The following is a 9,213-nucleotide window of genomic DNA, read 5'->3' as shown; positions in this document are numbered from 1 at the left end:
GCGAACGCGCGACCGGCCGCAGGCGAACACCGCAATCTGAAACAGGGGTCGCCTCACGTGGCGACCCACGACCTCAAAACCAGATCACTAGACGGGATCCGCCGGATGCGGGGCCACCAGCGGCAGCTGCGAGGCCAGCCGCGCCTCGCACAGCGCGGCGAGCTCCCCGTACGCCTCCTCGCCCATCATCTCGACCAGCTCCGGCCGGTACGAGACGTACACGGGCTCGCCGCCGACGTGCGCCGACGACGCCGTCGTGCAGTACCAGTGCAGGTCATGGCCGCCGGGACCCCAGCCGCGCCGGTCGTACTCGCCGATCGACACCTGGAGCACCTTGGTGTCGTCGGGCCGGTCGATCCAGTCGTACGTCCGGCGCACCGGCAGCTGCCAGCACACGTCCGGCTTCGTCTCCAGCGGCTCCCGGCCCTCCTTCATGGCCAGGATGTGCAGCGAGCAGCCCGCGCCGCCCGCGAACCCGGGCCGGTTCTGGAAGATGCAGGACCCCTCCCAGCGGCGGGTCTGCCGGTCGCCGTCCTCGTCGAGCTGCACCCAGCCCGACTCCGTACCGACGTCGTGGAACTGCCACAGCTCGGGCGTCAGCCGCGCCACGTGCCCGGCGACCCGCTTCTCGTCGTCCTCGTCGGAGAAGTGCGCGCCCAGCGTGCAGCAGCCGTCGTCGGCGCGCCCCTCCTGGATGCCCTGGCAGCCGTTTCCGAAGATGCACGTCCAGCGCGAGGTCAGCCAGGTGAGGTCGCAGCGGAAGACCTGCTCCTCGTCGGCCGGATCGGGAAACTCGACCCACGCGCGCGCGAAGTCGAGCCCCTTCTCGTCCGGCTCGGTCCGCTTCTTCTGCTTCTTCACGGCCTTCGCCGCGTGCGCGGTCCTGGCGTCCTTCACGCGCGCGCCGTCGCTCTCTTTGCCCGGCTTCGCCTTTTTCGTCTTTGGCACAACACCAAGCGTATGCGTGTCCGCGCAGTAGCGTTCCGCCCATGAGACTCGGAGTCCTCGACGTCGGTTCGAACACAGTGCACCTCCTCGTGGTGGACGCCCACCCCGGCGCCCGGCCGCTGCCCGCCCATTCGCACAAGGCGGAGCTGCGGCTCGCCGAGCTGCTCGACGAGCGGGGTGCCATCGCGCCCGGCGGCGTCGAGCGGCTCATCGCGACCGTGCGGGACGCGCTCCTGGCCGCCGAGGACAAGGGCTGCGAGGAGGTGCTGCCCTTCGCGACCTCCGCCGTGCGCGAGGCCAGCAACGCCGACGCGGTCCTCGCGCGCGTGAAGGACGAGACCGGGGTCGACCTCCAGGTCCTCACCGGCGAGGAGGAGGCCCGGCTCACCTTCCTCGCCGCCCGCCGCTGGTTCGGCTGGTCCGCCGGCAAGCTGCTCCTCCTCGACATCGGCGGCGGCTCCCTCGAAGTCGCGTACGGCATCGACGAGGACCCGGACGCGGCGGTCTCGTTGCCCCTCGGCGCCGGCCGCCTCACCGCCGGCTGGCTGCCCGGCGACCCGGCCGACACCGCCGACGTGAAGGCCCTGCGCCGCCACGTGCGCGCGCAGATCGCCCGGACGGTCCACGAGTTCAGCCGCTTCGGCCGCCCCGACCACGTCGTGGCCACCTCCAAGACCTTCAAGCAGCTCGCCAGGATCGCCGGCGCGCCCGGCTCGGGGGAGGGGCTCTACGTCGAGCGGATCCTGTCCCGCAAGTCCCTGGAGGAGTGGGTCCCGCGCCTCGCCGGCATGACCGCGCCCGAGCGGGCCGCCCTCCCGGGCGTCTCGGAGGGCCGCGCCGGCCAGCTCCTCGCGGGCGCGCTCGTCGCGGAGGGCGCGATGGACCTGCTGGGCGTCGAGGAACTGGAGATCTGCCCCTGGGCCCTGCGCGAGGGCGTCATCCTCCGCCGCCTGGACCACCTGCCGGAGCGCTGACGGGCCGCACGGTCCTGGGGCGTGCGGGGGCACTGACGGGTCGCACGGGCCTGGGGCCGGAGCGCTGACGGGCCGCACGGTCCTGGGGCGGCCGGGGCACTGACGGGCCGCACGGTCCTGGGGCCGGAGCGCTGACGGGCCGCGAGCCGCACGGGGCGGGGGCGTGACCGGAACCACCCTCCGGCCCCCCGGCCCGCCCCGTACCCTTACCCCGTGGCAGAACCAGTGGTGCGCATCCCGGATGCGAAGGTCGCCCTGTCGACGGCCTCGGTCTATCCGGAGTCGACGGCGACGGCCTTCGAGATCGCCGCGCGCCTCGGGTACGACGGCGTCGAGGTCATGGTGTGGACCGACCCGGTCAGCCAGGACATCGAGGCACTGCGCCGCCTCTCCGACTACCACCAGGTCCCGATCCTGGCCGTGCACGCCCCCTGCCTCCTCATCACGCAGCGCGTCTGGTCCACCGACCCGTGGGTCAAGCTCCAGCGCGCCCAGGCCGCCGCCGAGCGGCTCGGCGCGTCGACGGTCGTCGTGCACCCGCCGTTCCGCTGGCAGCGCCAGTACGCCAAGGACTTCGTGACCGGCATCTGGCGGATGGCGGACGAGACGGACGTGCGCTTCGCCGTCGAGAACATGTACCCGTGGCGGTACAAAGACCGCGAGATGCTCGCGTACGCCCCCGAGTGGGACGTCACCAAGGACGACTACCGGCACTTCACCGTCGACCTCTCGCACACCGCGACCGCCCGCACCGACGCCCTCGCGATGATCGACCGCATGGGCGACCGGCTCGGCCACGTCCACCTCGCCGACGGCAAGGGGTCCGCCAAGGACGAGCACCTCGTCCCGGGGCGCGGCACGCAGCCCTGCGCCGAGCTCCTGGAGCGGCTCGCCCTCACCGGCTTCGACGGGCACGTCGTCATCGAGGTCAACACCCGCCGCGCGATGTCAGCCGCCGAACGCGAGGCCGATCTCGCGGAGGCCCTCGCCTTCACCCGTCTCCACCTGGCCTCGGCGCCCGCCCGCCCGACGACCGAACGGGCCCCCCGCCCATGACCGACCCGGCCCCGCGCCGGCGCGGCCGCCCGTCCCGTACCGAGGAGGAGAGCGGACCGGACGCCCGGACGCGGATCCTGGAGGCGGCCCGCACCCAGTTCGCCGAGCGCGGCTACGACAAGGCCTCGGTGCGCGGGATCGCCAAGGCGGCCGGCGTGGACCCGGCGCTCGTGCACCACTACTTCGGCACGAAGGACGAGGTCTTCGCCGCCGCCGTCGAGGTCTCCTTCGAGCCTGCGACCGTCGTCCCGGCGATCCTCGGCGGCCCCCGCGAGGCCATCGGCGAGCGGCTCGCGCGCTTCTTCATCGGCGTCTGGGAGAACCCGGCCTCCCGCGCCCCGCTCCTCGCGATCGTCCGCTCCGCGCTCACCCACGAGGCGGCGGCCAAGGTGTTGCGGACCTTCGTGCTGCGCCGGCTCCTGGAGCGGATCGCGGCCGAGCTCGACGTGCCGGACCCCGGCTTCCGTGCGGAGCTGGCCGCCTCGCACATGATCGGGATCGTGATCATGCGGTACGTGATCCAGGTCGAGCCGCTGGCCTCGGCGGACCCGGAGCGCATCATCGAACAGGTGGCCCCGACCCTCCAGCGCTACCTGACGGAAGCCTGAGGAAGCACGCGTACCGGCACGTCCGCGAGCTGAACATCCGTCCCGCATTCCGGACGCCCTGTCCAGATCTTGGAGCACCGGCGTACGCTCGAATGCAAGCACACCCATCACGAGGAGCGAGCGACGATGCCCGAGCTGAGGTCCCGCACAGTCACCCACGGCCGCAACATGGCGGGCGCACGCGCCCTTATGCGCGCCTCCGGTGTACCCGGCGCGGACATCGGCCGGAAGCCGATCATCGCCGTCGCCAACTCCTTCACCGAGTTCGTGCCCGGCCACACCCACCTCCAGCCCGTCGGCCGGATCGTCTCCGAGGCCATCACCGCCGCCGGCGGCATCGCCCGCGAGTTCAACACGATCGCCGTCGACGACGGCATCGCCATGGGCCACGGCGGCATGCTCTACTCCCTGCCCTCCCGCGACCTGATCGCGGACAGCGTGGAGTACATGGTCGAGGCGCACTGCGCCGACGCCCTCATCTGCATCTCCAACTGCGACAAGATCACCCCCGGCATGCTGATGGCGGCCCTCCGCCTGAACATCCCGACGGTCTTCGTCTCCGGCGGCCCGATGGAGTCCGGCCGCGCCACGCTCGTCGACGGCTCGGTCCGCACGCTCGACCTGGTCGACGCGATCTCCGACGCCGTGAACCCGAAGATCTCGGACGAGGACATCTCCCGCATCGAGGAGAACGCCTGCCCGACCTGCGGTTCCTGTTCCGGCATGTTCACCGCCAACTCGATGAACTGCCTGACCGAGGCGATCGGCCTCTCCCTCCCCGGCAACGGCACGGTGCTCGCCACCCACACCGCCCGCAAGGCGCTGTACGAGGACGCGGCCCGCACCGTCGTCGACATCACCCGCCGCTACTACGACGAGGACGACGCCTCCGTCCTGCCGCGCTCGATCGCCACCCGCGGCGCCTTCGAGAACGCCATGGCGCTCGACATCGCCATGGGCGGCTCCACCAACACGATCCTGCACCTGCTCGCCGCCGCCCAGGAGGCCGAGCTCGACTACGGTCTGCCGGACATGGACGAGGTCTCCCGCCGGGTGCCCTGCCTGTCCAAGGTCGCCCCGAACGTCGCCAAGGACCGCACGTACTACATGGAGGACGTGCACCGGGCGGGCGGCATCCCCGCCATCCTCGGCGAGCTCTACCGCGCGGGCCTGCTGAACGAGGACGTCCACGCGGTCCACTCCCGCTCCATCAAGGAGTGGCTGGACACCTGGGACGTCCGTGGCGGCTCCCCCTCCGACGAGGCCGTCGAGCTGTGGCACGCGGCCCCCGGCTGCGTCCGCTCGGCGACCGCCTTCTCCCAGTCGGAGCGCTGGGACACCCTCGACACGGACGCGGCGAACGGCTGCATCCGCGACGCGACCCACGCGTACTCGAAGGACGGCGGCCTCGCCGTCCTGCACGGCAACCTCGCCGTCGACGGCTGCGTCGTGAAGACCGCAGGCGTCGACGAGTCCATCTGGACCTTCGAGGGCCCGGCCGTCGTCTGCGAGTCGCAGGAGGAGGCCGTCGAGAAGATCCTGAACAAGCAGGTCACGGACGGCGACGTCGTCGTCATCCGCTACGAGGGCCCGCGCGGCGGCCCCGGCATGCAGGAGATGCTCTACCCGACCTCCTTCCTCAAGGGCCGCGGCCTGGGCAAGACCTGCGCGCTCGTCACCGACGGCCGCTTCTCGGGCGGCACCTCGGGCCTCTCCATCGGCCACGCCTCGCCGGAGGCGGCCTCGGGCGGCACGATCGCGCTCGTCGAGGACGGCGACCGCATCCGCATCGACATCCCGAACCGCTCGATCGAGCTCCTCGTCGACGACGCCACCCTGGCGGCCCGCCGCGAGGCCCTCGGCGGCGTGTACGCGCCGAAGAACCGTGAGCGCAAGGTGTCGGCGGCGCTGCGCGCGTACGCGGCGATGGCGACGAGCGCCGACAAGGGCGCGGTCCGGGACGTGACGAAGCTGGGCTGATCCCGGCGAGACGTACGCACGAGGAAGGGGAGCGGGTTCTCGAACCCGCTCCCCTTCGTCATACGGACCGAGCGGACCTACCAGGACGCCGGATCACGCGCGTCCACCGCGAACACGGAACCGTCCGGCGCCGTCCCGAAGACCCGGTCGGCGGCGACGACGGGGGCGGGGACGGTCGTCGCGTACCCGAGCTTGCCGTCCCGCAGACGGGGTCTGGTCTGCCCGAGGAGCGCACCGCGCGCGGTGTCGACGGCGAGAAGCCGGCCGTCGGAGGCGGAGAAGTAGAGCCGGTCACCGGGGCCGACGACAGGGACGGACGCGGTGCCGGCGGCGGTCTCCAGCTCCCAGGCGACGCGGCCGCCGGGAGTGGCGGCGTCCAGGGCGATGAGCTGGCCCGTCGGCGTCAGCAGATAGACGGTCGTGCCCCGAACGGCGAACTTGGGTTCGTCCATCAGGGAAGGCACGGGGATCCGGCGCGTGGACCGCTTGGCGGGGTCGTACAGAACGACGGCGTCGGTGCGCGAGTCGCGGTTCGTGGACCGCAGGAAGAGCACACCGCCCGCTCCTGTGCCCATGGGGACGAGATCTCCGTCCATGCGCTTCTGCCAGGCGATCTCGCCGCTCCTCGGGCGCAGGGCGCTGACCAGGGTCTGGGCTCCGTCCGGCGAGTTCTCGTAGACGGGCAGGAGGCCGGACTCCGGGGAGTACTGGCCGAAGCGCGGCGTCGAGTGACGGTGCAGCGAGTGACTCCAGCGCTGCTTCCCCGTCGCGCTGTCGACGGCCTCCACCGTGCCCGAATCGCTGGTGAAAAGGACCGTGTCGCCTGCCTGTCGTACTCCGGCGTGGCCAGACGCGTCCGTGTCCCAGCCGGGGGTGCCGTCGGCTTCATAGGCGCGCAGGCCGTGCCCGTCGGAGATCACACCGAGCAGGCCTCCGGACAAGGGCGTGGGCGCCGAGGGCTTCTCGTCGAGGGCTGTCGGCCGTGACCACACCACGTGGCCGGTCGCGGCGGCGATTCGCGCGATGCCGATGCCCCGGCCGGAGCAGAAGAGTGCGTCGGCGGTGTAGCCGCAGGCGGGTGCGACGGTCTTGCCGTCCTTCTGCAGTGCGGTCTGCCATCCGGTGAAAGCCTTGGCCACCGGGGCCTTGTGCGGGTCTCGCGCGTGGGTGCCGGCACCGCCGAACTGGACGGCGACGAAGGCACCGACCCCGGCCAGTGCGAGGAGCGCGGTGGCGGTGACGGGCCGGCGGGGCAGACGCCGGGGCCGCTCCGTGGTCACCCGTACGGGAGTGTCCGCGTCCCAGGAACCCGGAGTCCGAGGCGCGGGTACGGGCAGGGCGGGGGCCCGCCGCTGGGCCGGTATGAAGGCCGCCGCCTCGTACGACGGCGGCAGCAGTGCGGCCATGATCTCGGTCGGAGTCGGACGTTCCGCCGGTTCCTTGGCGAGGCACCGTGCGACGAGGGGGGCGAGGTCGGTCGGAACGCCCGTCAGATCGGGCTCGTCGTGCACGACTTGGTACGCGACGATGTAGGGGCTGTCGGAGTCGAACGGGCCGTGCCCGGTCGCCGCGTGCACGAGGACGGAACCGAGGGCGAACACGTCCGCCGCCGGCCCGACCTCGCGCGGCCGCTGGAACTGCTCGGGTGCCATGAAGGGCGGCGAGCCGATCAACTTCCCCGTTTCGGTGTGGAGATCGCTGTCCACGGGCCGGGAGATGCCGAAGTCGATGACCTTCGGCCCGGTGTCGGTCAGCAGCACGTTGCTGGGCTTGAGGTCCCGGTGGACCACCCCGGCCCGGTGGATGTCGCGCAGCGCCTCGGCGAGCCCGGCGGTGAGCCGGCGCAGCTCGGCAGGGGACAGCGGGCCGTTCCGCTTCACCTGGTCGGCGAGGGTGGGGCCGGGCACGTAGAGGGTCGCCATCCAGGGGCGTACGGCATCGGGGTCGGCGTCGACGACCGGCGCGGTGAAGGCCCCGCTGACCCGGCGCGCGGCGGCCACCTCCTGGCGGAAGCGGGCCCTGAACTCAGGGTCCTCCGCGTACTGCCCGTGCACGACCTTGACGGCGAGCCGCAGCCCGGAAGGGGAGGTGGCCAGATGCACCACTCCCATGCCGCCCGCGCCGAGACAGGCCTGAAGGCGGTACTCACCCGCGTACTCAGGTCCTTCTGCTTCCCGGTCGGCACCGGTACTGCGCAACGGCGGCATCGCCCACCCCCGTGTGGTCCCCGTTGAGTTCGCGCGCGTGCGCGACGCACGGAGCCTAGTCCATGGTGCGTGGGATGTCGGAGGGGCTTGCTAGCCTGCGCGTCGCAGAGAGTGAAATTCGGCGGAGCGATTCCGCTTCCAACGGGGGAGGGCGTCATGAGCGTTGAAGAGACGAACGCCGCCACGGCACTGGATGAGGTGGTCACCATGGGCGTGGCGCGCTACCCGATCGCACCCGGCTACCGCGTGAACGTGCGCTCCGGCCCGGGGACCAAGTACGAGATCGTGCGGACCCTCGCGCTGGGCGTGAGCGTGCCGATCTACTGCCAGACGCCGGGTGAATCGATCTCCGGTCCGTACGGCACCACGAATCTCTGGGACAACATCGCGAGCGACGAGTTCGTCTCGGACGCGTACGTGAAGACCGGCAGCGACGGCTACGTCGCCCGCCGTTGCGGCTGACAGGGACGAGGAAGACGATGCTCCGCAGAAGAATGCTCACCACCGTCGGCGGCGCGGCCGCTGCCCTGGGCCTGGTGCTCGCCACGGCCGGCAGCTCCTCCGCCGTCACGTCCTACCCGGTCGCGCCCGGCTACAGGGTCAACGTGCGCTCGGGCCCCGGAACCCAGTACGCGATCGTCCGGGTCCTGCCCCTGGACGCCAAGGTGCCGATCTACTGCCAGAAGTACGCCGAGAGCATCACCGGCCCGTACGGCACGACGACCATCTGGGACAACATAGCGCCGGGCGAGTGGGTCTCCGACGCGTACGTCCACACAGGCAGCGACGCCATGGTCGCACCGCGCTGCATCTGAGCCCTTCACCGTCGCCCCAGGGATAATCGACCCTGTGAACGACGAAGAGCAGCCCCCCGCCAGGACCGGACCGCAACCGGAGGAGATCCGCTTCTTCGGCACGACCTGGGTCGACCACAGCGGCCACTACGCGCTGCGCCGCGCCGGCCTCGCCGCCGGCGCGCTCGCCGCCGCCGTCGCGGCCTGCTTCGTGCTGCGCTTCGCCTACGAGGGCCTGCAGATCGCCGACGTCGGCGGCGTCGTCAACACGCTGGTCGTCGTCATGTTCGCGGTCTGCAGCGCCATCGCCTTCGCCAAGACCTGGGAGGGCTTCGTCCGCCGTCCGGCCGACCCGGCCCGCGAGGAGTCCCTCCGCAGCCTGAAGGCCATCGGCTTCATCGGCTCCCTCCTCGCGTACGCCGCCCGCTGCCTCGTCGAGGCCCCCGGCGAGAAACTGCACCGCACGGAGTACGAGACGTCCGCGGCCCAGTACGAGAAGCGCCGGGCCACCCGCACGGGCAACCCCTCCACCCGCAAGAAGCCGAAGCGCACCTAGTGTCCTGAGTCGGAGATTCGTCGGCAGTAGGCGGCGACCTTGTCGAGGATGTCGTCGGCGGTCTTCGTCCAGACGAAGGGCCGAGGGTGT

At 71.9% G+C, this 9,213-nt stretch carries 9 protein-coding genes; 7 read left to right on the top strand and 2 right to left on the bottom strand.

The features are described 5' to 3' along the window. Positions 1 to 87: 87 nt before the first annotated feature. Positions 88 to 897, bottom strand: a complete 810-nt coding sequence (locus ACZ7HT_RS36740) for a DUF3109 family protein (RefSeq protein WP_471174086.1) — start codon at positions 895 to 897, stop codon at positions 88 to 90. A 92-nt stretch (positions 898 to 989) separates the two neighbouring features. On the opposite strand from ACZ7HT_RS36740, the gene ACZ7HT_RS36735 reads away from it, so the two are divergent. The 4 genes from ACZ7HT_RS36735 to ilvD all read left to right on the top strand — a co-directional run bounded on the left by ACZ7HT_RS36735 (position 990) and on the right by ilvD (position 5,566). Beyond that, positions 990 to 1,922 carry a Ppx/GppA family phosphatase gene (locus ACZ7HT_RS36735; protein WP_471174084.1) on the top strand — a complete coding sequence of 311 codons (933 nt, stop codon included), beginning with the start codon at positions 990 to 992 and terminating at the stop codon, positions 1,920 to 1,922. 213 nt (positions 1,923 to 2,135) lie between these two features. Then, the gene (locus ACZ7HT_RS36730; RefSeq protein ID WP_116160354.1) at positions 2,136 to 2,978 is read left to right on the top strand and encodes a sugar phosphate isomerase/epimerase family protein; all 843 of its coding nucleotides are present in this window, start codon (positions 2,136 to 2,138) and stop codon (positions 2,976 to 2,978) included. Beyond that, the gene (locus ACZ7HT_RS36725) at positions 2,975 to 3,586 is read left to right on the top strand and encodes a TetR/AcrR family transcriptional regulator (protein ID WP_471174082.1); all 612 of its coding nucleotides are present in this window, start codon (positions 2,975 to 2,977) and stop codon (positions 3,584 to 3,586) included. Before ACZ7HT_RS36730 ends, ACZ7HT_RS36725 begins: the two co-directional genes overlap by 4 nt. 126 nt (positions 3,587 to 3,712) lie before the next feature. After that, positions 3,713 to 5,566 carry a dihydroxy-acid dehydratase gene (gene ilvD, locus ACZ7HT_RS36720; protein WP_471174080.1) on the top strand — a complete coding sequence of 618 codons (1,854 nt, stop codon included), beginning with the start codon at positions 3,713 to 3,715 and terminating at the stop codon, positions 5,564 to 5,566. Positions 5,567 to 5,643: 77 nt separating this feature from the next. Here the strand turns inward: ilvD and ACZ7HT_RS36715 are convergent, their stop codons facing one another. Next, positions 5,644 to 7,773, bottom strand: coding sequence for a serine/threonine-protein kinase (locus tag ACZ7HT_RS36715; protein ID WP_471174078.1), 2,130 nt, complete (start codon positions 7,771 to 7,773; stop codon positions 5,644 to 5,646). 156 nt (positions 7,774 to 7,929) lie between these two features. Here ACZ7HT_RS36715 and ACZ7HT_RS36710 point away from each other — a divergent pair, with 156 nt between their 5' ends. Genes ACZ7HT_RS36710 through ACZ7HT_RS36700 form a run of 3 tightly spaced genes read left to right on the top strand, consistent with a single transcriptional unit; the run spans position 7,930 to position 9,123 of the window. Next, complete coding sequence (locus ACZ7HT_RS36710; RefSeq protein ID WP_471174076.1) at positions 7,930 to 8,235, top strand: SH3 domain-containing protein; 306 nt, start codon at positions 7,930 to 7,932, stop codon at positions 8,233 to 8,235. A gap of 17 nt (positions 8,236 to 8,252) precedes the next feature. Next, on the top strand, positions 8,253 to 8,588 hold the full coding sequence (locus ACZ7HT_RS36705; protein ID WP_471174074.1) for a peptidase: 336 nt from the start codon (positions 8,253 to 8,255) through the stop codon (positions 8,586 to 8,588). A gap of 34 nt (positions 8,589 to 8,622) precedes the next feature. Continuing rightward, complete coding sequence (locus ACZ7HT_RS36700; RefSeq protein ID WP_471174072.1) at positions 8,623 to 9,123, top strand: hypothetical protein; 501 nt, start codon at positions 8,623 to 8,625, stop codon at positions 9,121 to 9,123. Positions 9,124 to 9,213: the final 90 nt, after the last annotated feature.

The organism is Streptomyces sp. NPDC037410, assembly GCF_055602235.1.
This window is presented reverse-complemented; position numbering and strand designations above follow the sequence as displayed.

What these genes read in the sequence shown, in the direction of transcription:
- ACZ7HT_RS36735 (WP_471174084.1), top strand. Translation starts at nt 990, where the DNA reads ATGAGACTCGGAGTCCTCGACGTCGGTTCGAACACAGTGCACCTCCTC.
- ACZ7HT_RS36710 (WP_471174076.1), top strand. Translation starts at nt 7,930, where the DNA reads ATGAGCGTTGAAGAGACGAACGCCGCCACGGCACTGGATGAGGTGGTC.
- ilvD (WP_471174080.1), top strand. Translation starts at nt 3,713, where the DNA reads ATGCCCGAGCTGAGGTCCCGCACAGTCACCCACGGCCGCAACATGGCG.
- ACZ7HT_RS36705 (WP_471174074.1), top strand. Translation starts at nt 8,253, where the DNA reads ATGCTCCGCAGAAGAATGCTCACCACCGTCGGCGGCGCGGCCGCTGCC.
- ACZ7HT_RS36715 (WP_471174078.1), bottom strand. Translation starts at nt 7,773, where the DNA reads ATGCCGCCGTTGCGCAGTACCGGTGCCGACCGGGAAGCAGAAGGACCT.
- ACZ7HT_RS36725 (WP_471174082.1), top strand. Translation starts at nt 2,975, where the DNA reads ATGACCGACCCGGCCCCGCGCCGGCGCGGCCGCCCGTCCCGTACCGAG.